Source organism: Lysinibacillus sp. CD3-6, assembly GCF_006351725.2.
Lineage (GTDB): Bacteria > Bacillota > Bacilli > Bacillales_A > Planococcaceae > Lysinibacillus.
Genome location: NZ_CP085880.1, coordinates 1,582,454 through 1,605,298, shown reverse-complemented (window position 1 = coordinate 1,605,298; position 22,845 = coordinate 1,582,454). Strand labels below are relative to the sequence as shown.

Sequence of the window (22,845 nt, the reverse complement as noted above, 5' to 3'; positions counted from 1 at the left end):
TTCCCCCTTACTCCACACAAAGTTCGTCCTATAGTAAGTGTAAGCTAATTTGAAAAAGTTAGAACAAACTTTATATGTTTTTATTTTACCTAATAAGAAATTGTCCATTATTCTCAATAGTCATTCCAAATAATGCATGTTCCAATTTGTTACTGCACCATAATAGTTGATACTTTCTATATAGTGACTAATCTAAAAATATTTAATAAAGCGGGTATCTATTGGTTTCACGGGTAATTCTCCTTGCTTCGCGGAATTCTCTCCCTGCTCCGCGGAATTCTCTCTTTGCTTCGAGGAATTCTCTCTTTGCTTTGCGGAATTCTCTCCCTGCTCCGCGGAATTCTCTCTTTGCTTCGCGGAATTCTCTCTTTGCTCCGCGGAATTCTCTTTTTGCTCCGCGGAATTCTCTCCCTGCTTCGCGGAATTCTCTCTTTGCTTCGCGGAATTCTCTCTTTGCTCCGCGGAATCCTCTCTTTGCTTCGCGGAATTCTCTCCCTGCTTCGCGGAATTCTCTCCCTGCTTCGCGGAATCCTCTCTTTGCTCCGCGGAATTCTCTCCCTGCTCCGCGGAATCCTCTCTTTGCTCCGCGGAATTCTCTCCCTGCTCCGCGGAATCCTCTCCCTGCTCCGCGGAATTCTCTCTTTGCTTCGCGGGTAAACCTTCTTATTCCACAGATATTTCCCTCTGTCCAGCGGATAAACCCAAAAAAAGGGCTCCTAAGGAAAGCCCATGATCCATTTCATATAATGATTTGTTTGCTTACTTGTTCCTCTGCTCTGTGTGTTTTTTGTATGTTTTAACCACTTCAAGGATATATAATTGTTCTTCCTCAGATAATTCTTTTGCAATACTATAAATGTCCGAAAGTACTTTAGCACTTTGAACAGCCTCATCTGTATCGCTCATTTCACCTTCACCTGTCAAAAGCCAATTTTTATTAATTTTTAAACATTGACTGATAGCATTAATCACAATCATCTGTGGTTCAGTTTTATTTTTTTCAAGATTAAAAATTACACCCCTTGAAACGCCTATTGTTTCAGCAAGTGCATCTTGCGTATATCCTTTGTTTTTACGAGCGTATATTAATCTTTCACCTAAAGAGTTCATTAAAATATCACCTCTGTATTGTATTATAACCGAAATAAAATTCATTATCAAAGCATTTAATCATTGACAACGCATATAATACAACACTTAATTCATTGACAGCGCAAAATACGCGTGATAAAATTCATTCATAAAGCATGCTACAAGGAGATGATTGTCTTGTCAAAACAAAGCAAAGCCGTTTCATCTGAAAAAACTTTGAACGAAATTATTGATACAGCCAATGAACTTCCATTGGAGTACCAAGAAAAGGTTCTCGATATTTTGCGAGGGATGGTTTTTACGAAAAATTGCTTGATTAAAAAAGGGCAGTTACAGCAATCTGAAAAACTATAACGATTACTAGTTTTATAATTTTTCATAAGTTATGCTGCTATACCATCACATTACAAAGAGAACCAAAATATTCAGCAATCTTACATCATTGTGTATCATGCATTAATAATATGTATTGAAAACATGTTGATTAATAGCGAAGGGAGGGATGACCAACTTGCTTACCGAGTTACTTAATCTGAATGCGATCCAAATTGCTAACGAAGTAGCTAACTGGCAGGACGCTATTCACGTCGCTTCATTGCCCCTATTACAGCAAAATAAAATAGAAAAACGCTATATCCAAGCAATGATAGAATCCATCGAACAACATGGTCCATATGTCGTGCTTACACCTAAAGTAGCCATTCCACATGCGCGACCATCTGATGGAGTAAATGAATTATCAATGAGCTTATTAAAATTGCAAAAACCTGTACAATTTGGACCCGATAAACCCGTGTACTTAATTATTGTGTTAGCAGCTACAGACAATACAACTCATTTACAGGCATTAGTTGATTTAACACAAGTGTTACAAGAACCAAGTCAAATCGACAATATTATCGAATGCAAGTGTCCAGAATGTATTATTGAAAAAATAAAACAATATGCTGCAAAGGAGCGATGATGATGAAGATTTTAGTTGTTTGCGGAAATGGCTTAGGCAGTAGCTTTATTATGGAGCTAAATGTTAAAAAGGCACTGCTTGAACTCGGAAAAGATGTTGAGGTGGCGCATACAGATTTAGCATCTGCAATGGCAGAGAAAGCCGATATTTATATCGGTGCAGGAGATATTATCGATCAATTGGATAACGGTGCTCGTAATATTGTACGTATCGTTAATATGATGAATGTTTCAGAAATTAAATCTAAGCTTGATCCACTACTTTAAAGCTTTACTCAATGGCATCTGTAATGCTTTTTAAAATTGGATTGGATTGAGGTGTTTGTATGTTAGATATTATAATGAATGACATTTTAGGTACACCAGCAATATTAGTTGGCCTATTTGCGCTTATCGGCTTACTAATTCAAAAAAAATCGGCTTCTACTGTCCTTTCAGGCACATTAAAAACCATAATGGGCTTTGTCATCCTGGGCGCTGGTGCAACCGTTTTAATTGGATCTTTAAATCATTTTAGCAAAATGTTTGATCATGCCTTTCAAGTTCAAGGAGTTATCCCCAATAATGAAGCGATTGTAGCGGCAGCGCAAACGACTTTTGGAACGTCCACCGCCATGATTATGGTATTTGGAATGGTAATGAATATATTGCTAGCGCGATTTACCCCTTTTAAATATATTTTTTTAACTGGCCATCATACATTATTTATGGCGTGTTTAATCGCAACTTCCCTCTCGATAGGCGGTATGAGTGGTGTACCTCTAATTATTGTCGGATCCATATTATTAGGTATTTGTATGGTTGGCTTCCCTGCCATTTTACAGCCTACAGTGCGACAAATTACAGGTAATAATGATTTCGCAGTCGGTCATTTTGGAAGCATTGGCTACTATGTATCTGCTAAAATAGGTCAACTATTTGGCAACAAAACTAAATCAACTGAAGCAATTCCAGTACCAAAATCATTAGGATTTTTACGAGATACATCCGTTGCCATTTCCTTAACAATGTGCCTATTTTTCATTATTGTTGCCTTATTTGCAGGTCGTTCTTATATAGAAGGACAATTATCCGATGGCTCAAATTTCATCGTTTTCGCAATTATTCAAGCGATTACCTTTGCTGCTGGGGTTTATATCATCCTAGCAGGGGTACGCATGCTGATAGCCGAAATTGTCCCTGCATTTAAAGGGATTGCCGATAAGCTCGTACCAAATGCTAAGCCTGCATTAGATTGCCCGACAATATTTCCATTTGCACCGAATGCCGTTATCATCGGCTTCCTCTTTAGTTTCCTAGCTGGTATTTTGTCTATGTTCGTACTCCCCCTAATCGGGCTAAAAGTCATTATACCTGGCCTTGTGCCCCACTTCTTCACTGGTGCAGCCGCAGGTGTTTTCGGAAATGCAACAGGTGGTCGAATCGGCTCAATGGCAGGAGCCTTTGCCAATGGCTTAATCATTAGCTTCATTCCTGCGATACTACTCATCTTTATGGGAGACATCGGCTTTGAAGGCACCACTTTTGGTGATTCTGACTTTGGCATTGTCGGGATTATTATTATAAATATTTTAAAATTAGTAGGTGCGGTATAAATATATACCTCATTTTCACAAAAGCCCTTCAATTATTAGATAGCTTCTAACAATTGAAGGGCTTTACTTTCTTGCAAGCCATTCACCTTATAGTTAGTCCAATATTACTTCTCCATAACAAACGCCGTTTTCCCACGCTGATCCGCACTTAGATAGCCAGCTCCTTCTAGTTGTTCACGCCATACTTTTTCAATCGTGGCCGCTTTTGCAGCATTATTTTCTTTTGTCGATAGCTCTGTCATGATTTCACCTTGATAATGCCAAACTTCAATATCTGCCTCATATCCTGCAAAGCTTCCTTTATATGTTGTTGCCTTGGCAGGTCCATAGACGACTGTCTGTGATAACGTATTGTTATACCAAGTTGCAGAGTCCCAATTTAAAATTTTCTTTGGCACATTTTCTAAAATTAATTTTTTGGCTGCACTCGTATCCACCGAATTATAGTTAACTTTAGTAGTTTCCTTCAATGACTCTTTTCGACTAATGGTAAATGTATGATTACCACCCTTAATATCCATTTCAAATTTATAGTTGGATTCGTCACCAGTAAAACCATGGCTTTCAGTTATTGCAAGTGCTTCTTCAAGTGGTGTATTGAGAAATCTCTTTTTATACGTAATGTCGATTTTATTGCTATCTTTATAAACGCGTAAACGATTGTTATAGTCTGCGCTTAAAAAATCTTTCCTCTGTGTATCGAAGTAGTAAATTTTTACTTCATCTTTTTTAGTAGCGGCAAAAAAGTTTAAAATATCTGACTCATTGAATAGCTCTGATTTCAAATTATATTTAATCTCATGCCCAGGCTCGATGGCGGCTTTTGCTTGTACGGCACCCATTATTCCAAACGTGCTTAATACTAATCCTATTACGGCTACTTTCAATGCAAGCCTCTTCAAATAATATTTCATATATTTTCATCCTCACTTCCGATTATTTTTAATAGTGACGTTTCTTTATTTGTTAATTGACTGTGAAAATAGATGGTTTGATGAGCATTAATATACTTTGATAGCAAGATAGTATCCTCATAATCAGGATGTGTTTTGTAGAAAAAATGTTTTAGTTGATTTGGTGCTAATTGTTGAATGTAACTGCCTTTATTAAAGTACCCCGTAAAGATGACATTGGCTGATGGTAAATCCGTAAGTAGCTTCGATATTATTACGTCATCGCGCTCTGGAACAAAATAAATGGCGTTCTCTGCCATTGTCCGCTCTTGTAAGCATTCTTTTTTGAACGATGACAAGAGCGGAGAGAATACAACATTATCTGGTGCATCGTAATACTCTTCAAAAAAAGGTAAAAAATCTTTCGCGATAGACACCTTTCTAGTCGTATGCTCAAAAAGGTAAAATGCAATATCAGCCGTTTTGCCAGAAAAGGAAGAAGGGAAAAGTATTGCATTACGATCGTTCGCTTCGATATAATCCGCTAATTGCTGTAATACTTTTTTGTTGTGAATACGTTTCTCAAAATGACCACTATCTATGAATGCTACGTCATACTTTTCACTATGCTCTTTCGGAAGATTTGCCTTTAATAGATAGGAATCCATCACATAATCTCCTGAAAAAAATATCACCTCCTCTAAAAAGCGAATACTGTACCAAACACTTCCTATTAAATGCCCACTATAGCCCCATAGAAAAGAAAGATGATCGTTAACATTGACCCATTTGCCTAGCGATGCTGGCTCAAACGTTCTAATATTTTGAAAAGATTGTTGTAATTGTTTTGCGGTTATTTCACTCATAATCAATTGCCCATCGTAGCCCCATTGTGCAAGTAAAGGAAGCGCTCCTACATGGTCAATATGGGAATGAGAAATAAACACGGCATCTAGTTTTGCCACATGAGCAGGTGTTAAATTTGGCTTTGTCTTTTCACGATTGTTCATAACACCACAATCTAGTAAAATGGCATGGCCATTCTTTTCAAGATAAAAGCAGTTACGGCCATACTCCCCAACGCCTCCTAAAATCTCTATCTTAAGCACCTACATGCCCTCCCCGCTTTTGAAGCCAATCTAATAGGAACATAAAAACAACTGTCATAGCGACTGTAATAACAGCAACAGCCATTCCTAGCCCTACATTGCCTTGTTCAAATTGGCTGTAAATAAACGTTGCTCCTGTTTCCACTGAAGGTGGCAAAATAAGCAGACCTGCGACTAACTCACGCATTGAAATGATAAATGTCATCATCATACCAGCAAGTATTCCCTGCATTAACAGTGGGATGAAAATATATCGATACATGTCCCAACTATTCCGTCCAAAAATAGCAGCTGATTGGAAAATAGATTGATCTAACTGTGAAAATGTCGATTTTGTATATTGCACAGAGTATGGTAGGAAAAGCACACAATACGTCACCACTACCATTGTTTTTGTATTGTAAATCGTTGCTGGTAGCCAAGGTGCATTCCAAAACATAATTAAACCGACGACAAAAACAATTCCTGGAATAATATTTGGCATTAGGCTAAAGAAATCTAACATTTGTTGCTTTTTTGTTTCGCCCTTTTTAACGTATAGTGCAATAAAAAATCCAATAATCGCTGTAATAACGGCAGTGACAATTGAAAACACAATACTATTCAAAAATGCGGCTAACCCCGCGCTTCCGCTAGTAAACAAAGCCTGATACGACGCAAAACTGAAATTGCCAGCACTTAAACCGTCTCCTCGCACCTTTTGTAAAGAAGTTACGATAATTGAAAAATACGGAATTCCAATAGCAAGCAATAACACAATCCCGACATAAAACCATGACCCAAACTTGATATACCATTTATCTTTAATTTCACGAACAGCAGGTGTTTTTCCTGAAAGCACGCTATATGTAAACTTTCGTCCAATAAGATTTTGAAAGTACCAAACAACGAGGCACACGGAAAGTAAAAATAATGATAGCGATGTTGCCATCCGAATATCAACTGGCCATCTAGAAAGATAAGAGTGAATTTCTGTCGTAAAAACTTGAAATCCGATGCGACTTCCAAACGTTGCAGGCGTCCCAAATTCCGCCAGCGTTTTAATGAAAATCAGCAATACTCCTAGAACATAGCTTGAAACGAGTAAAGGCAATATAACCTGTAGCCAATTTCTTAATGAGCTGCGGCCAAAAATAAGTGCAGCATCTAAAAATGAACCATTAATTCTAAGTAGCGTATTTTTCAGCATTAAATATAAAAAAGGAAACAGGTGCAGACTCATAACCATCACCATGCCAAATAAAGAAAAAAAGGCATCCGATAACCAAGCAGTCCCAGGTACTAACTGCTGTAAAAAACCATTATTTTGCATAAATAAAATCCAACCCATAGAACCGATATAAGGAGGTGTCATAAAAGGAATCGTTAAAATAATATCTAGCCAACCATATTTATGTAAGCTTGTTTTTGTGCGAATAAATGCCATAGGTAATGCCAGTATTGTAGTCCCTAAAATCACGAAAACGCCTAATAATAAAGAGTTACCCAATGTACGCCACAAACGATCATTGTCAAACATTCTACTAATTTGTGAAACATCAAAATGACCATCCTGGACAAATGTATAATAAACAATGGCTATTAATGGTGCGATAGCAAACGTTGCGACAATCGCCAATAACAAGCTAAAAGTGCGTCTGCCTTCCATTATCATCATTGCATCATCCTTTCATAGAAACCTAGTGTAGATATTCCTAATAAAATGATGCTTTTTGTATTTAGAAAAAATCCGCAATCGTCAGTGCTGTTTCTTCAAAGTCTTATGACTGAAAGCGAATTTTTTCTTTACCTATTTATCGCATCATCTAGTAGGAATGAGGCTTATAGACTCATTGCCTCTTATCGGAAAATATCGTTAAACTTCGTTAAAATATCAAGCTGCTTTGACTCTGAACCTTTCCAGTTCACCTTTAACTGCGGAATCTCATCTAATGCCGCACGATCTTTTACAGCAATTTCGTTATTACCTGGCAGTAAATATGCATCTGTCACTAGCTTTTGTCCTTCATCTGAAAGTAGGAAATTGACGTATGCTTTTGCACCTTCCACATTTTTAGCATCTTTCATAATAGCGACTGCTCGAGGACTTACAACAGTTCCGCTCTTCGGATAAACAATTTCTACTGGCTCCCCACTCGCTTTTGCTTTATAAGCCATATAGTCTACACCTGAGATTGTTGCATTTTTATCACCTGTAATAACTGCATCTAGCGCTTCCTTATTTGCGCCATTCACTTGGAGTCCGTTGTTTTTCCATAATTGGATTGTATCCCAAGCAGTCTTTTCCGCTTCTGTATAGCCGTAAATAAAATCGACCGCAGAGCCTGACAAACTCGGGTCAGGGATATTCATTTTCCCTTGCCACTCTGGTTTAGCTAAATCTGTCCATTCAGTAGGAATATCTTTTGTATTTTTCGTGTTGTAAGCAATGCCTAATGCCGATGCACTATAGCCATAGTAATAGCCCTCTGCATCTGACCAATCGCGATTCATTTTACTAGCATTTTCTGCTTCTTGATAGCTAAGTAACTGATTGGATTCCTTTAATCCATCCATTGATGCGACGGAAGCTAATACAACGATATCTGCCACAGGATTATTTTTCTCCGCTTCTAGACGAGATAAAATTTTGCCTGTTGTTCCTTGGAACATTTCTACTTTTATGCCCGTTTTTTCTTCAAATGCTTGCTGTATATTGGCAGCTAAGCCATCTGGACCAGCTGAATAAACCGTTAATGTTTGCACTTCTTCTTTCGCCTTTGCACTTGCTGCCTCATTATTGACACTGTCGGTTGATTTGTTATTGCCACACCCCGCTAATGTTAGTGCTAAAAGAATCCCAGCAGTTGCTAGTAATTTGAATCGTTTTTTCACGATAAGCCCTCCAATTGATATATTTGTTTTGTATCTACAAAAATCTCAAGTTGTTTGCCATGTTCTAAAGGCATGCTTTCATAAAAGCTCCATTGCTTTCCTTCTACTTGTGCCTGAACCAAATAGCGATCTCCAACGAAAGTACTTTTTACAATCATCGCTTGTTTCGCAATAGTTCCAGGATATTGTTTTCTCGATACCCCCTCGGGACGTACAATCCGATTCCCTTTATCGAGCCAATTGACCTTACCTATAAAATCCGCTACATAAGGAGTTGCTGGTGCATGATAAATTTCCTGTGGTGACCCAACCTGCGCAATTTTTCCTGACTCCATCACAATAATTTGATCTGACATCGTCATTGCTTCCGTTTGATCATGTGTAACAAATATAGCTTGGCAATCGAATTCATGGATAATATGCATAATTTCATCTTGCATTTTTTCTCTTAGCACCGCGTCTAACGCTGATAATGGCTCATCAAATAAGATTAACTTTGGATTCGTTGCCAGTGCTCTCGCAAGTGCTACTCGCTGTTGTTGACCACCTGATAACTGTCCTGGGTTGCGATTTTCATATCCCTCCATGTTCACCAAACGCATAACATACGCTACCCGTGCTGGTATTTCCGCCTTTGGTACAATCTTTTTTAAACCAAATGCGATGTTCTGGAAAATGGTCATATGTGGCCATAGCGCGAAATCTTGAAAGACCATAGCGATATTGCGTTGATTTGGTTTAACATTTTTACGAAGTTTAGAAGAATAAATAATTGTGTCATCGAATGCAATTTCACCATTCGTTGGTTTTTCAAGACCAGCTAGTAATTTCAATAATGTCGTTTTACCACAGCCTGACTGTCCTAAAATTGTAATGAACTTACTGTTTAATTCCACATTAATAGGCCATAGCGCTTGTGCGTGTCCATATTTTTTCTCTAAATTTGTAATTGAGATTTTCATCGTATCCTCCTCGTCTATCTCTACTATAGTTTCCAGATATTTAGAAAATATTAACCTACTATTAATATGTCGTTAAAAAAAATCTAATAAACTAAAGTAAATGCAATAGTTTATCGAATTTCCTTTAGGAGGCTAAAATGAATTATCTAAAATTACAGGCATTTTGCTTACTCGTCGATTTAAAAAAATTAGCTCCTGTCGCTAAAGAGCTAGGTATTACACCACCTACTGTCTCCTTTCATATTCGCTCCATTGAAGAAGAATACGGTGTACGCTTATTTCGGACAAATGCTGGTGGTTATCGTTTAACCGAAGCGGGGGAAGGGCTGTTTCACTATGCACGCCAAATCGTACAATTACAAAACGATATGGATCGCTTCATTGAAAATCTACTAGCAGGAAATGTTGGCTCCATACGTTTAGGAGCAAGTGCACTCCCTGCCCATATTTTTATGCCTGAAATCATTAACCAAGTTTCCACAGCTTATCCTGACATTCGCATTTCCTTAGAAGTAAAAACTGCACCTGAAATCGAAAAAATGGTAGCCTTGCAGGAGCTTGATTTTGGCTTAATAATGGAAACGAAGAAACAAAATTCAACACTTTGCTATGAAACGATTGGCGAAGATTCACTCGTTTTAGCATTAAGCCCTAGTCACGAACTGGCAGCAAAAAAGGACATCTCGCAATCAGATGTCCTTAAAAACAAAGTATTATTACATACGTCCTCGAGTTCAACCAACCATTTTATTGAAAAATGGCTAAACCCTTTTCAACCATCTTTCAATACAATTGAACTCGATTCTGTCAGTACGATTAAAAAAATGCTTACCTTTGGTAAAACAATTGCCTTTCTGTCTGTATCCCTTATTGAAGAAGAACTGCAATCAGGTTTATTAGTACAGAAAGACTTACATGATATAGCACTGAAACGAAAAATTCAGCTTATATACCCTCAGTCCAGACTAGATAATAAGATTGATGCATTCGTCAAAAAAGCCATTTACAATTTAGCACAAAAAATCCAGTCTTAATGCCGTTCATCATAATCAAACAACTAGACTCACAGATACAACCATCTGTGAGCTCCCCTCTCTCTTTTAGCGGATGATTACGCATTCCCCCCTTTTCAACAATTTCGTTAAAAACATTCGACAATTTGACATAATTTCTTAGCATGCATTAATACCTTGGATAGAAGACATGTTGATTCCTAATGAAAGGAGGGATAACAACTTGCTTACCGAGTTACTCAATATAGAGACGATTCAAATTGTTAACGAAGTCGCTAACTGGCAAGATGCTATACACATCGCTGCAGCACCCCTTTTACAGCAAAACAAAATAGAAAAGCGCTATATCCAAGCGATGATACAATCCATCGAACAACACGGCCCATATGTCGTGCTGACACCTAAAGTGGCAATACCACATGCTCGACCATCTGAAGGAGTAAATGAATTATCGATGAGCTTATTAAATTTACAAAACCCTGTTCAATTTGGACCAGATAAACCTGTATTCTTAATTATCATTTTGGCAGCTACTGATCATACAACACATTTACAAGCATTAGTTGACTTAACACAAGTGTTACAAGAACCTAGTCAAATTGACGAGATTATTGGATGCCAACATCCAGATTGCATTGTTGAAAAAATAAAACAATATGCGACAAAGGAGCGATGATGATGAAAATTTTAGTCGTTTGCGGAAATGGTTTAGGCAGTAGTTTCATTATGGAACTGAACGTAAAAAAAGCACTACTTGAACTCGGAAAAGAAGCAGAGGTAACTCATACAGATTTAACATCTGCAACGGCAGAGAAGGCAGATATTTATATCGGTGCAGGAGATATTGTCGATCGATTAGATAATGGTGTGAGAAAAATCGTTCGTATCGTCAATATGATGAGTATTCAAGAAATCAAATTAAAGCTTGAGCCACTGCTTTAAGGAAATTTAATTGTACGGCTAATAGTCTGTGGTATTAACTATTTATAAAGTTTGTAAAAACTGAATAGGATGAGGTGTTGGTATGTTAGATGTTATGATGAATGACATTTTAGGTACACCAGCAATTTTAGTCGGCCTATTTGCTCTTGTCGGCTTACTAATCCAAAAAAAATCTGCTTCAACTGTTCTTTCAGGTACATTAAAAACGATAATGGGCTTCGTCATTTTAGGTGCTGGTGCTGCCGTTTTAATTGGTTCTTTAACGCATTTTAGTAAAATGTTCGACCATGCCTTTCAAGTTCAAGGGGTAATCCCTAACAATGAGGCTATTGTAGCTGCAGCGCAAACGACTTTTGGAACATCTACTGCCATGATTATGGTATTCGGTATGATCATGAACTTATTGTTAGCGCGATTTACGCCTTTAAAATATATTTTTTTAACTGGGCATCATACATTATTTATGGCGTGTTTAATCGCGGCTTCACTCTCAGTTGGTGGAATGAGTGGCATTCCACTTATAATTACCGGATCCATCTTATTAGGTATTTGTATGGTTATTTTCCCAGCCATTTTACAACCTACAGTGCGCCAAATTACAGGCAGTGATGATTTCGCAGTTGGTCATTTTGGAAGTATAGGCTACTATATTTCTGCTAAAATTGGTCAGCTTTTTGGCAACAAAGCTAAAACAACAGAAGCAATTCAAGTTCCTAAATCACTAGGATTTTTAAGAGACACATCCGTTGCAATTTCCTTAACAATGACCATATTTTTTATTGTAGTGGCATTATTTGCAGGTCGCTCTTATATTGAAGCACAACTATCGGGTGGATCTAATTTCATCGTTTTCGCAATTATTCAAGCGATTACTTTTGCTGCTGGTGTTTATATTATCCTTGCTGGTGTTCGCATGCTAATTGCTGAAATTATTCCAGCTTTTAAAGGAATAGCCGATAAGCTCGTACCAAATGCCAAGCCTGCATTAGATTGCCCGACAATTTTCCCATTTGCTCCTAACGCTGTTATCATCGGCTTCCTCTTTAGCTTTTTAGCTGGTTTATTATCTATGTTTGCACTCCCTCTTATTGGGCTAAAAGTTATTATCCCAGGTCTCGTGCCTCATTTCTTCACAGGTGCAGCCGCAGGCGTTTTTGGAAATGCAACAGGTGGTCGAATCGGCTCAATGGCAGGTGCTTTTGCCAACGGTTTAATCATCAGCTTCATTCCTGCTATACTACTTATTTTCATGGGTGACATCGGCTATGAAGGAACAACATTTGGTGATTCTGACTTTGGTATTGTCGGTATTGTCATTATCAATATTTTAAAATTATTTGGTGCAGTGTAATAGCATCTCTCTATACTAAAAGCCTCGTTCTAAATATAAGAACGAGGCTTTTTTAACTATTTAATTGTCAGAATTATTTGCGTGCCTGGCACACATGATCCAACCCTCTTTTTTATATACAAAAAACCCGCCCATAAAATCCTAGCAGTAATACCTACTAATTTATCCATCTCACCATATATCGCAAAATGCTTTTTATCATAAACTCAATATTAAATTTTATGATAGCGTTTCATACATAACTTGCCCCATTTGAGAGACGTCATAATCTCCTAACGCAGCCACTTCAGATTGGAAAGCAGGTGCATTTAAAATCTCTTTCACCACATCAATTAGTGGTCGGTTTTCAGGCGTTTTTAATAACACAATATCATAACGCTCTTTAACAACTGGAATAAAATCGACATCAATGAGCTTGGCGATTTTTTCAATTCCTATCCCAACATCAGCGTGTCCATTGGCGACAGCAGAAGCAACATCAAGATGGCTCATTCCTTCACTGGAATAGCCTTCAATAGTAGTCGGTACAATATTATGAATACGCAATTGCTCATCTAACAAAGTGCGAGCACCTGAGCCTTTCTCACGGTTGATGAAGTTAAATGACTTTGTTTGAAAATCTTCAAATGTGTGGATTTGCAATGGATTTCCTTTTTGAACATAGAAACCTGCTCTACGTGATACTACATTCATGAGGATAAACGGATGGCTCACAAAGATTTTCTTTACATAAGGCGTATTATAATCTTCTGTATCCCCATCAAACATATGTAAACTCGCAATATCACAGTCTCCATTATACAATGCCATCACACCATTAAAACTACCTTCATGTGAACGCAATACTTTCGTAGACTGCCTTTTCTCAATATATTTGGCTAAAATATCTAATACTAAATCTTGTCCACTTATAATTATTTTTGAATAATTTTTAGTCGGAGTAGCTACGGATGTCAATGACGCACTACCTGTTTTTCGTTTTTGTATATAGGCTTGCAAGTCAGCACGATCTACCCGCATTTGCCTTCCTACACGGAAGACTGGCAATTCTTCCTTTTTCACTAAATCATAAATCGTCAATTTCGAAACTTTTAATAATTGTGCAACCTCTTCAATCGTATAGGATTGTTCTTGTGACATAAAAATTCTCCTCCTATATGCCTCTATTTACATGGTAACGTATTTATAGCTTTATGAACATCTTGAAATTTTCTACCAATTCTATCTTTCTTTTTCACTTATAACTGTTTATAATTTGTTATGTCTTGTTATAACGAGTTATAAAAGGAGTATTATCATAGTGAAAAAATTTTATAGTTTATTTGCGACACTAGCATTCCTAGTTGGGCTACTTGCAGCCTGTGGTAACCAAGAAAAAGAGTTGACAGCAAACGAACCTGTTGAATTAACGATTTCTGCGGCAGCTAGTTTACAGGATGCCTTAGAAGAACTTAAAACAACTTATGAAAAACAACACGATACAATCAAAATCCTCTATAACTTTGGTGGTTCTGGTGCATTACAGCAACAAATTTTACAGGGTGCTCCTGCAGATCTTTTCTTTTCAGCCGCGGAAGATAAATTCGATGCGCTTGTAGAAAAAGAAATGATTGATCAAAAGCAAGGAACGGATCTTTTAGCCAACGAATTAGTATTAATTGTTCCTAAAAATAATGAAAAACAAATCAAATCCTTTGAAGATTTACAGCAAGCAGGAAAAATCGCGCTTGGTACACCCGAAACGGTTCCTGCTGGGCAGTATGGCGTCGACACATTAAAAAATATGCAACTTTGGGATTCACTTGAATCGAAAGTGGTGTATACAAAAGATGTGCGTCAAGTACTTACTTACACAGAAACAGAAAACGTAGATGCAGGAATGGTTTATAAGACAGATGCTCTTGTCTCCGATAAAGTTGATATCGTTGCGACTGCTGATGAAGCTATGCATGCACCGATTATTTATCCTGTAGGTGTCTTAAAAGCGAGTAAGCATGCTCAAGAAGCGGAAGATTTTTATCAATTTTTACAGAGTGACGAAGCAATGAATATTTTTAAAAAGTATGGGTTTAAAGGAGCTCACTAAAAATGAGTACCGATTTTTGGTCTCCACTTAAACTTTCAATTGAAATTGCCTTTGTTGCGGGGATTCTCGCTATTATAGCAGGAATTTTACTTGGTAAATGGATGGCAAGCCGTCATTTTAAAGGGAAGCTCTTGCTAGAAACCGTGTTGCTCTTACCTTTAGTATTACCTCCTACTGTAGTAGGTTTCCTGCTCATCGTTATTTTTGGGAAAAATAGTTTTTTTGGAAATCTAATTGTGTGGCTTTTCGATCAGCCAGTCATGTTCACATGGTGGGCGGCTGTTATCGCTTCTACGATTGTTGCCTTTCCTTTAATGTATCAATCAGCTAAAACGGGCTTTGCCTCTGTTGATCGTGATATTGAAAATGCAGCACGTGTAGATGGGGCTAACGAATGGCAAGTCTTTCTTTATGTGTCCATACCCCTTGCTTTAAAAGCACTTGTATCTGGCGGGATTTTAAGCTTCACACGAGCTTTAGGCGAGTTTGGAGCGACATTAATGTTCGCGGGGAATATTCCAGGGAAAACACAAACAACACCGCTAGCTATTTATATGGCGATTGATTCGGGAAACATGACCCTTGCCTGGACATGGGTTTTGTGTATGATTGCTATTTCCTTTCTTTTGCTTCTTAGTATCCATATCCTCAAAGTATAAGAGAAAAAGTGTTAGATTGACCGCGATCAATCTAACACTTTTTTGCTGTGCCGTTGTTGTTTGTTACGGCGGGTGCTTTCCTCACTTAGCACACCGTAAGACGCAACCCTCACTTGCTCGCGGAGTGCACACGTCTTATGTGCTGTGCGTAACTGCATAGCTTCTTTCATGTTACAGAGCAAAATTTATAACACCTTTTATACTTAACGTTGTATGCCGCTCTTTTGTCTTCATCCCCCACTGATTGGTGGGATAAAGGCGATAGTGTCGCCCGATTTGACGATTGTAGTATCCGTTGCAAATTCCTCATTTACTGCCGTCATTATTTGTTGTAATGATAGCTGTGGATAGTGCTCTTCCATCCACTCTTTCAAGTGAGCAACCGTCACATCTGACAGCTCTACAGTTAGCTTTGTTTCACCAACCATTTCCTGTAGGTGTGCAAATAATAAGATGTTAATCACACTTTTCCTCCCCCTCCTGAATAACTGGCTCCCCTTGCGGATAAGGGATATTTTCTAATTGATCACCAATCCATTCTGTCCCGTCTTCCCAATGTTCTTTTTTCCATATAGGTACAATTTGCTTAATACGGTCAATCGCATATTCATTTGCCAAATATGCGATTTTACGATGTGGTGATGACACCGCAATGACGACCGCAATATCAGAAATAGCTAAATGCCCTACACGGTGGGAAATGGCTATTTTTACTTCAGGCCATTGCTCTTGTATTTCCTTCGCAATCTGTTCAAACATTTTTATCGCCATCGCTGGATAGGCTTGATATTCCAAATGCAATGTTTTTTTACCATTTGTCATTTCACGCACTGTCCCAATAAATAGTGTAATAGCTCCTGCATTTCGATTAAGTACTTTTTGTCTTACTTGCTCTACATCAATCGGTTTATCAATTATTTCAAACAACGTTCCAGTCATTATTTTCCCCTCATTTCTTTCAATAAAAATTCCATATATTGTGTTTCATCATGTATCGAAAAAGCTGGAATCGTTAGGGACGAATCGAGTGGATAGCTTGGCCAATAAATTACACAAATAATATTGGTTACTCGCTGTAGTAGCACATGATCCTGTGCTGTTCGTAGAAGCACAGCCTTTGGATAATGTTCGCATTTATACCCTTCAATCAAAATGATATCCATTGGAAAGGAAGCATAAATCGCTAGTATCTCAGCCAGTTGCCAGCTTTTTTGGTGAATACTCATCCGTAAAGTACCCTCCCCCTCCACTGCTGTAATCATCGCACCCGCCTGCTCATGCCGACTACTATCTTTCGAAGTTTCAACCATTGGCACACCACCATGTCCGTGATGCTTAATCGTTCCTACTCGTAACCCTTCCTTTGTAGCTTGTTTAATCAATTGCTCCATCAGCGTCGTTTTTCCACTATCTTGATAACCAACTATCTGTAAGATTTTTCGATGTTGTCCCAAGGCCACTCACTTCCTTGCAAATCTTCTAACAATAAAACTGCTACTGACATGTCCTTTTCATAGCCTCGTGAACCACCAGGTAAGACGATGAATGCATTGGCTGACGCCAACGAAGAAACTGCGCTCGATTTGTCAAAGCCAGATGGTACTGCAACTAGCTTACCTTCTTCATAATAGGCTTGTGCGCGTACAAAACGTGTAAAAGGATTTGGCTTTGTAAAATCCGCCCCTAAAATCGCTTGCGCTCTACGTAAATGGGGTTGAGCATTACTATATGCAGTGCGAATAATCGGGCGTACAAAAAGTTCAAAGCCAACGTAGCAAGCTGAAGGATTACCAGAAAGCCCAAACAATAATTTGCCGTCGCGAGCAGCCACCGTTGTCACACTACCTGGACGCATCGCCACTTTATTAAACAGTACGTTTGCATGAATCGCTTCGTAAATGGCTGGTAAATAATCATAATCACCTACAGAAACGCCTCCTGTTGTAATTAGAATATCTACTTCCTGTAAGGCGTTTTCAACATTTTTAATACATAACTCAAGGTCATCGCTAAACTTGCCGTAATATTTTACTTGTGCTCCAGCCCGCTCAATTTGCGCCATCATCATATAGGCATTACTATTTCGAATTTTACCAGGTTGTAAAGATTCGCCTGGCTCTAGTAATTCGCTACCAGTTGCAATGACACCAATAACCGTTTTTCGATAAACAGGTACTTGCTCATAGCCAAAAGTAGCGAGTAATGCCATTACACCTGGGTTAATATATTGACCTTTTTCAATGAGAACAGTGCCTTGCTGTACATCTTCCCCTTTATAGGAAATGTTTGTCCCTGCTTCAAAAGATCGTTTAATTGACATATACTTTTGATGATTTTCTTCAAAAGTATGGGTTAATTCTAGCATGACCACTGCATCACAGCCTTGTGGTATAGGAGCCCCTGTCATAATGCGGACAGCTTGTCGTTCGCCTACTACTTCGTTATATATATAGCCTGCGCCAATTTCCCCAACAACCTGAAATGGGACTGGATGCTGCGAAGAAGCTTCTTTGCTATCGACGGAGCGAATAGCATAGCCATCATATGGTGAACGGTCAAAAGCTGGTACATCATGATCGGCCCTAATTGCTTCTGCAATAAAGCGACCATGGGCTTGCGTTAATGACACAAGCTCTTTTTTTGCTTGAAAAGCATGGTCCATAACACGATGAACAGCTTCTGCTACTGGAATTGGTTGTCTTTTTTCTAGCATTTTACACACTCCTTTAACCTAATAAACGATAGTAAATGGTTTTTGCTTTTTGTATATCTTGTACACCATGAATTACAACTCGCCCATCTTGGAAAATGACGATTCGATAATCGTCAACCTGGCAAGAAAGCAAATAAGGATTCATCTGAATTTCACCATAGGCGCGAAGTTGGTTTGCCAGCTGCTCTAATTGATAGTGAATCGGCTTTGGCGGTCGAATTTGGATTGCATCCCGTCCACAAAGTATCTGTAATTTAGTTTGATTTTCATAGGATAAATAAGGATATGTTGGGTGATTACCACAAGATGGACAATCAGACTGCCTTATTTTATCTACATTGATTTCATAGTGTTGATTTTGCCAAACATCAAACGTTAAGTAGCTTTTTCTTAATGCTTTCTCATCACCAACAAGCAATTTTAAAACTTCTGCCACTTGATAGGCAGCAACAATTTGGACCGTTGGGCTAATAATTCCTACCGTATCGCAAGTCATCCCTGTATGGGGCATTACTTTTAATAAGCAATGCAAACAAGGTGTTTTGCCAGGTACAATCGTATAAGTTGCACCATAACTTCCAACACAAGAGCCGTAAACCCAAGGAATACCATATTTTTGAGCAAGGTCATTCATAAAAAAACGAACATCAAAATTATCAGTCGCATCGACCAACACATCTACATCTTTTAACAATGGTAGCAGCGATTGTGTACAAGCATCCATAATGACCGCATTGATTTCTACTTCTGCATTAATTTGTTGGAGACGATTTTTAGCTGCAATGACTTTCGGCATTTTCTCTTGTGCATCTAGCTCTGTATACAATTGTTGTCGTTGTAAATTACTCCACTCTACATAATCACGATCAATGAGTGTCAGTTTGCCAATACCCGCACGCACAAGCGCTTCAGCACTAGCACTCCCTAATGCACCCGCACCTATTATTAAGACATGTTTTTGTTGGATGGAGGCTTGCCCTGTTTGTCCGATAGGATTAAATAATTGTTGTCTAGAATATCTATTTTGCATAAGTATATGGCCTTTCTTTCTATGAATTTTCGTTTGACCTTTTCATTTATAGCATTATAATAAAGGCAATGTTTTTAAGTAAAACATGTTCGAAGGAGGTCTTTACTGTGCATCCCACACATCATCAGCAACCAATACACGTTGCTATTTTAACGGTCAGTGACACACGCACAAAGGCAGATGATCATGCTGGACAGCGTATTCAATCATTACTTCAAGAAGCTACATTTGACGTTGTCGACTATCAACTAACAAAGGATGAGCCACTGGATATCGCTAGTCATGTAAAAAAATGGTGCAGTGATTCAACAATTAATACCATTATCGTTACGGGTGGAACAGGTTTTACACCAAGAGATCAAACTTACGACACCATTTTGCCTCTTTTTGAAAAAGAAATGATGGGGTTTGGTGAATTATTTCGAACACTCAGCTATGAAGAAATTGGCCCAAAAGCAATGTTTAGTCGTGCTACTGCTGGGAGTCTTCAACAAACAGCCATTTACGTTTTACCAGGCTCCACAAATGCGGTGACACTGGCTATGACGAAGCTCATATTACCTACTGTCAAACATTTTGTTGGTGAGTTGCATCGCTTATGAAAATGAAAATTGCTGGTATTGTATTAGCTGGCGGTCAATCCTCTCGGTATGGTAAACCTAAAATGTTCGAGATGTTTGCTGGGCAACCTTTATATAAGCATAGTCTCATAGCGTTGCAAAAAAATCAGCTATCCCCTCTCATCATTGCTACAAATGCGCACTTACACTATCAGTTTGAAGAGGAAAACGTCCACTGGGTCATCGAAAAGCAGCTACATCAAGGGCCCCTTTTTGCCTTGCATTATATTATGACAACCTATCCTGATGTGGAATGGTTTTTTGTCGTAGCAAGCGATATGCCTTATATGAATGCTGATTTTATCCAAAAAATGGTCACCTTCATTCATGACGATTATGATGCGATTGTTCCTTTACAAACGCTACGCGATCAACCATTAGCTGCATTATATCGCCGTACAGCTATATCCAAGGCACAACAATTAATGAAACAAAACAAACGAAGTATGAAAGTGCTGTTAGCGCAACTACGGGTTTGTTATGTCCCTTTTGATGATGATAACTCAACATTTATCAATATTAATGCACAGCAAGATTGGTCAAAAACAAATAAAAAGGAGTCTAACAATGAATAATTTTACACACTGGAACGACGAAGGTCGTCCTAAAATGGTTGATATTTCAGAAAAGGAAATTACGACACGTACTGCAATTGCTCGTAGTATCATAACTTTATCTGATGTTGTCTATGAAGCCATCCAACAAGGTGACATTAAAAAAGGTGATCCAACGCAAGTTGCTCAAATTGCAGGGATTATGGGTGCAAAAAAAACCGCAGATATCATTCCCATGTGCCATCCGATCATGCTACAAGGCACAGATTTTCAATTTAATTACGAAAAGGCAGAGAATGGCTATGAGCTCCATATCCAAGCTACGGTCAAATGTAGTGGGAAAACTGGTGTTGAAATGGAAGCCCTTACTGCTGTGTCTATTGCTGCATTAACTTTTTATGATATGTGTAAAGCAGTTGATAAAACAATGGTCATTAAAGAAACCTATCTTGTTGAAAAAACTGGTGGGAAAAGTGGCACTTTTGTGCATAAATAAACAGAAAAATTCGGCATTATCTTGCCGATTTTTTCTGTTTTTTTATACACTACCCTCCAATATGAGACATTTCAATTTTTGAATTTTTCCTTTTTGCCATTGTTTGCTCATTACGTTCATCTGAATAACGATCATCTCTTGTTTCCCATACCTTTGTAATACATTTGATGATGGTAGCATCATCTTGCCCTGACCGTAACAGCTCTCTTAAATCCGTTCCTTCTGTTGCAAATAAACAAGTGTATAATGTTCCTTCTGCCGAGAGACGAGCACGTGAGCAACTGGAACAGAAAGAATCCGTAACAGACGAAATTACTCCAATCTCACCTTGTGCGTCTTGATATTGATAACGTGTTGCCACTTCCCCTTTGTAATTTGGCGCTGCTGGCTGTAACGGTGAAAATTGATGAATTTGCTCAATAATGTCCTTTTTGGACACAACATCATCTAAGCGCCAACCATTTGAATTTCCTACATCCATATATTCAATAAAGCGTAAAATATGCTGTTTTTCTTTAAAAAATTGTGCCATTGTAACGATATCTTGATCATTCTTTCCTTTTTGCACAACCATATTAATTTTCACTTTTAAACCCGCTTCTGCAGCCTTTTCAATTCCTTCTAACACTGTTAAGACTTTGCCACGACGACCATTCATCTCAGAAAAACGCTCATCATCCAGTGAATCGAGACTAATGGAAACGCGAGATAAGCCAGCTTGTGCCAATGGTTGTGCAAATTTTTTTAATAAAGAACCATTTGTAGTTAATGCAATATCTTCTACACCTTCTATGCGGTGAATGCGCGCAATTAATTCAGGCAAATTCCGACGAAGTAAGGGCTCTCCGCCTGTAATCCGCACCTTTTTTACATTTAAAGAAACAAAGATTTTTACTAATCGTTCAATCTCATCAAAAGTTAATATTTTATTAGACGGTAAAAATGCGTAATCTGGACCAAATACTTCAGCTGGCATACAATAGCGGCAACGAAAATTACAACGATCTGTTACGGATATTCTTAAATCTCTTAAAGGTCTATTTAATTGGTCTTGTAGATCATGCATTTAATCTCCTTCTTTCAGTGAATTCTGAGCAGGTAATAGGATGCGTTTTGGATGTGTATAAATATTCAGTGTATGTTGTCGGATAAATCCTACCGTCGTAATGCCAAGTTGTTCTGCTAATTGCAATGCTAATTCAGTTGGTGCTGATTTAGATAGCACAATTTCACAGCCTATTTTGGAGACTTTTAGTAAAATTTCAGACGAGATCCGTCCGCTAAAGACGATGATTTTATCTTGCATACTAATATTGTTACGGAGGCAATAGCCGTAAATTTTATCTAACGCATTATGACGTCCTATATCCATGCGGCTTAAGACAATGCCATTGACATTACATAATGCGGCATTATGCACACCACCCGTTTTCTTAAAAATGTTTGCACCGTCCTGCATCTCATGCATTAAACGAAAACAATCCTCGGTCGTCATTTGCACATGAACATCTTCCATTTTTTTCGCTACTAATGCATCATTCGTAAAAACAAATCCTTGCCGACTCATGCCACAACAAGAGGTAATATAACGTTTATTTTGCGTCTGTTGGTAATAGGGATTGACATGTTTTGTTTTAATATGCACAAAGCCCTCTTTCTCTTGGTGCCAAATTTCCTCAATATCCTCAAAGCTACGTATCACTCGTTCAGAAGCTAAGTAGCCGATAACCATATCTTCCACATACTCTGGTGTACAAACCATCGTAACAAACTCTTGCTGATTAATTTTTACAGTCACAGCGTATTCTGAGACGATTAAATCATCTATTTCTTTTACTTGCTGGCCTTCTACACGCGTAATTTTCCTTGTTATTGCTCGATCCATAAGGCATC

At 38.2% G+C, this 22,845-nt stretch carries 28 protein-coding genes; 14 read left to right on the top strand and 14 right to left on the bottom strand.

Translation table 11 applies throughout. The features are described from left to right. Positions 1 to 243 precede the first annotated feature (243 nt). A complete protein-coding gene (locus FH508_RS07625) occupies positions 244 to 657 on the top strand; it encodes a hypothetical protein (RefSeq protein WP_173478409.1) in 414 nt (137 codons plus the stop codon). Positions 658 to 759: 102 nt separating this feature from the next. Here FH508_RS07625 and FH508_RS07620 read toward each other — a convergent pair whose 3' ends face one another. Then, positions 760 to 1,110, bottom strand: coding sequence for a helix-turn-helix domain-containing protein (locus tag FH508_RS07620; RefSeq protein ID WP_173478408.1), 351 nt, complete (start codon positions 1,108 to 1,110; stop codon positions 760 to 762). A 159-nt stretch (positions 1,111 to 1,269) separates the two neighbouring features. Between FH508_RS07620 and FH508_RS07615 the strand changes: the two genes are divergently transcribed. The 4 genes from FH508_RS07615 (at position 1,270) to FH508_RS07600 (ending at position 3,650) form a co-directional block, all read left to right on the top strand. Beyond that, entirely contained in the window at positions 1,270 to 1,446 is a 177-nt protein-coding gene (locus FH508_RS07615; RefSeq protein ID WP_217270260.1) for a hypothetical protein, read from the top strand. A gap of 148 nt (positions 1,447 to 1,594) precedes the next feature. Next, entirely contained in the window at positions 1,595 to 2,056 is a 462-nt protein-coding gene (locus FH508_RS07610) for a PTS sugar transporter subunit IIA (protein WP_228134436.1), read from the top strand. Positions 2,057 to 2,058: 2 nt separating this feature from the next. Beyond that, positions 2,059 to 2,322 carry a PTS sugar transporter subunit IIB gene (locus tag FH508_RS07605; protein ID WP_173478406.1) on the top strand — a complete coding sequence of 88 codons (264 nt, stop codon included), beginning with the start codon at positions 2,059 to 2,061 and terminating at the stop codon, positions 2,320 to 2,322. Positions 2,323 to 2,381: 59 nt separating this feature from the next. Then, positions 2,382 to 3,650 (top strand): PTS ascorbate transporter subunit IIC, encoded by a 1,269-nt coding sequence (locus FH508_RS07600; protein WP_173478405.1) that lies wholly within the window; start codon positions 2,382 to 2,384, stop codon positions 3,648 to 3,650. Between the two features lie 104 nt (positions 3,651 to 3,754). Here FH508_RS07600 and FH508_RS07595 read toward each other — a convergent pair whose 3' ends face one another. The 5 genes from FH508_RS07595 to FH508_RS07575 all read right to left on the bottom strand — a co-directional run bounded on the left by FH508_RS07595 (position 3,755) and on the right by FH508_RS07575 (position 9,488). Continuing rightward, a complete protein-coding gene (locus FH508_RS07595; protein WP_173478404.1) occupies positions 3,755 to 4,564 on the bottom strand; it encodes a hypothetical protein in 810 nt (269 codons plus the stop codon). After that, on the bottom strand, positions 4,561 to 5,652 hold the full coding sequence (locus FH508_RS07590) for an MBL fold metallo-hydrolase (RefSeq protein ID WP_173478403.1): 1,092 nt from the start codon (positions 5,650 to 5,652) through the stop codon (positions 4,561 to 4,563). The genes FH508_RS07595 and FH508_RS07590 overlap by 4 nt, the downstream gene beginning before the upstream one ends. After that, positions 5,645 to 7,306 (bottom strand): ABC transporter permease, encoded by a 1,662-nt coding sequence (locus FH508_RS07585; RefSeq protein ID WP_173478577.1) that lies wholly within the window; start codon positions 7,304 to 7,306, stop codon positions 5,645 to 5,647. The genes FH508_RS07590 and FH508_RS07585 overlap by 8 nt, the downstream gene beginning before the upstream one ends. A 185-nt stretch (positions 7,307 to 7,491) precedes the next feature. Further along, a complete protein-coding gene (locus FH508_RS07580) occupies positions 7,492 to 8,529 on the bottom strand; it encodes an extracellular solute-binding protein (RefSeq protein WP_173478576.1) in 1,038 nt (345 codons plus the stop codon). Next, positions 8,523 to 9,488 carry an ABC transporter ATP-binding protein gene (locus FH508_RS07575; RefSeq protein ID WP_173478402.1) on the bottom strand — a complete coding sequence of 322 codons (966 nt, stop codon included), beginning with the start codon at positions 9,486 to 9,488 and terminating at the stop codon, positions 8,523 to 8,525. Before FH508_RS07575 ends, FH508_RS07580 begins: the two co-directional genes overlap by 7 nt. A 137-nt stretch (positions 9,489 to 9,625) precedes the next feature. On the opposite strand from FH508_RS07575, the gene FH508_RS07570 reads away from it, so the two are divergent. The 4 genes from FH508_RS07570 (at position 9,626) to FH508_RS07555 (ending at position 12,794) form a co-directional block, all read left to right on the top strand. Then, complete coding sequence (locus tag FH508_RS07570) at positions 9,626 to 10,522, top strand: LysR family transcriptional regulator (RefSeq protein ID WP_173478401.1); 897 nt, start codon at positions 9,626 to 9,628, stop codon at positions 10,520 to 10,522. Between the two features lie 202 nt (positions 10,523 to 10,724). Further along, complete coding sequence (locus FH508_RS07565; protein ID WP_173478400.1) at positions 10,725 to 11,177, top strand: PTS sugar transporter subunit IIA; 453 nt, start codon at positions 10,725 to 10,727, stop codon at positions 11,175 to 11,177. Positions 11,178 to 11,179: 2 nt separating this feature from the next. Continuing rightward, complete coding sequence (locus FH508_RS07560; RefSeq protein WP_173478399.1) at positions 11,180 to 11,443, top strand: PTS sugar transporter subunit IIB; 264 nt, start codon at positions 11,180 to 11,182, stop codon at positions 11,441 to 11,443. An 82-nt stretch (positions 11,444 to 11,525) separates the two neighbouring features. After that, complete coding sequence (locus tag FH508_RS07555; protein ID WP_173478398.1) at positions 11,526 to 12,794, top strand: PTS ascorbate transporter subunit IIC; 1,269 nt, start codon at positions 11,526 to 11,528, stop codon at positions 12,792 to 12,794. A 219-nt stretch (positions 12,795 to 13,013) separates the two neighbouring features. On the opposite strand, the gene FH508_RS07550 is transcribed toward FH508_RS07555, so the two are convergent. Continuing rightward, positions 13,014 to 13,934 (bottom strand): substrate-binding domain-containing protein, encoded by a 921-nt coding sequence (locus tag FH508_RS07550; protein ID WP_173478397.1) that lies wholly within the window; start codon positions 13,932 to 13,934, stop codon positions 13,014 to 13,016. Between the two features lie 160 nt (positions 13,935 to 14,094). On the opposite strand from FH508_RS07550, the gene modA reads away from it, so the two are divergent. Together modA and modB are read left to right on the top strand one after the other, a co-directional pair. Next, complete coding sequence (gene modA / locus FH508_RS07545; protein ID WP_173478396.1) at positions 14,095 to 14,880, top strand: molybdate ABC transporter substrate-binding protein; 786 nt, start codon at positions 14,095 to 14,097, stop codon at positions 14,878 to 14,880. A gap of 2 nt (positions 14,881 to 14,882) precedes the next feature. Continuing rightward, on the top strand, positions 14,883 to 15,539 hold the full coding sequence (gene modB / locus FH508_RS07540) for a molybdate ABC transporter permease subunit (RefSeq protein ID WP_173478395.1): 657 nt from the start codon (positions 14,883 to 14,885) through the stop codon (positions 15,537 to 15,539). Between the two features lie 230 nt (positions 15,540 to 15,769). Here modB and moaD read toward each other — a convergent pair whose 3' ends face one another. From moaD to FH508_RS07515, 5 genes are read right to left on the bottom strand one after another with little or no spacing between them, the layout of a single operon-like run. Further along, positions 15,770 to 16,003, bottom strand: a complete 234-nt coding sequence (moaD, locus tag FH508_RS07535; RefSeq protein ID WP_173478394.1) for a molybdopterin converting factor subunit 1 — start codon at positions 16,001 to 16,003, stop codon at positions 15,770 to 15,772. Next, entirely contained in the window at positions 15,996 to 16,478 is a 483-nt protein-coding gene (locus FH508_RS07530; protein WP_173478393.1) for a molybdenum cofactor biosynthesis protein MoaE, read from the bottom strand. The genes moaD and FH508_RS07530 overlap by 8 nt, the downstream gene beginning before the upstream one ends. Then, the gene (gene mobB, locus FH508_RS07525) at positions 16,478 to 16,993 is read right to left on the bottom strand and encodes a molybdopterin-guanine dinucleotide biosynthesis protein B (RefSeq protein ID WP_217270258.1); all 516 of its coding nucleotides are present in this window, start codon (positions 16,991 to 16,993) and stop codon (positions 16,478 to 16,480) included. The genes FH508_RS07530 and mobB overlap by 1 nt, the downstream gene beginning before the upstream one ends. After that, positions 16,963 to 18,252 carry a molybdopterin molybdotransferase MoeA gene (glp, locus tag FH508_RS07520; protein WP_139860664.1) on the bottom strand — a complete coding sequence of 430 codons (1,290 nt, stop codon included), beginning with the start codon at positions 18,250 to 18,252 and terminating at the stop codon, positions 16,963 to 16,965. The genes mobB and glp overlap by 31 nt, the downstream gene beginning before the upstream one ends. 13 nt (positions 18,253 to 18,265) lie before the next feature. Then, positions 18,266 to 19,282, bottom strand: coding sequence for a thiazole biosynthesis adenylyltransferase ThiF (locus FH508_RS07515; protein WP_139860661.1), 1,017 nt, complete (start codon positions 19,280 to 19,282; stop codon positions 18,266 to 18,268). Positions 19,283 to 19,389: 107 nt separating this feature from the next. Between FH508_RS07515 and FH508_RS07510 the strand changes: the two genes are divergently transcribed. From FH508_RS07510 to moaC, 3 genes are read left to right on the top strand one after another with little or no spacing between them, the layout of a single operon-like run. Next, entirely contained in the window at positions 19,390 to 19,884 is a 495-nt protein-coding gene (locus FH508_RS07510) for a MogA/MoaB family molybdenum cofactor biosynthesis protein (protein WP_173478391.1), read from the top strand. After that, positions 19,881 to 20,477 carry a molybdenum cofactor guanylyltransferase gene (locus FH508_RS07505; RefSeq protein ID WP_228134433.1) on the top strand — a complete coding sequence of 199 codons (597 nt, stop codon included), beginning with the start codon at positions 19,881 to 19,883 and terminating at the stop codon, positions 20,475 to 20,477. The genes FH508_RS07510 and FH508_RS07505 overlap by 4 nt, the downstream gene beginning before the upstream one ends. Then, the gene (gene moaC / locus FH508_RS07500) at positions 20,470 to 20,952 is read left to right on the top strand and encodes a cyclic pyranopterin monophosphate synthase MoaC (RefSeq protein ID WP_173478390.1); all 483 of its coding nucleotides are present in this window, start codon (positions 20,470 to 20,472) and stop codon (positions 20,950 to 20,952) included. The genes FH508_RS07505 and moaC overlap by 8 nt, the downstream gene beginning before the upstream one ends. A gap of 49 nt (positions 20,953 to 21,001) precedes the next feature. On the opposite strand, the gene moaA is transcribed toward moaC, so the two are convergent. Both moaA and fdhD read right to left on the bottom strand, forming a co-directional pair. Beyond that, positions 21,002 to 22,018 (bottom strand): GTP 3',8-cyclase MoaA, encoded by a 1,017-nt coding sequence (gene moaA, locus FH508_RS07495; RefSeq protein WP_173478389.1) that lies wholly within the window; start codon positions 22,016 to 22,018, stop codon positions 21,002 to 21,004. Continuing rightward, on the bottom strand, positions 22,019 to 22,837 hold the full coding sequence (gene fdhD / locus FH508_RS07490; RefSeq protein WP_173478388.1) for a formate dehydrogenase accessory sulfurtransferase FdhD: 819 nt from the start codon (positions 22,835 to 22,837) through the stop codon (positions 22,019 to 22,021). It lies immediately after the preceding gene. Positions 22,838 to 22,845: the final 8 nt, after the last annotated feature.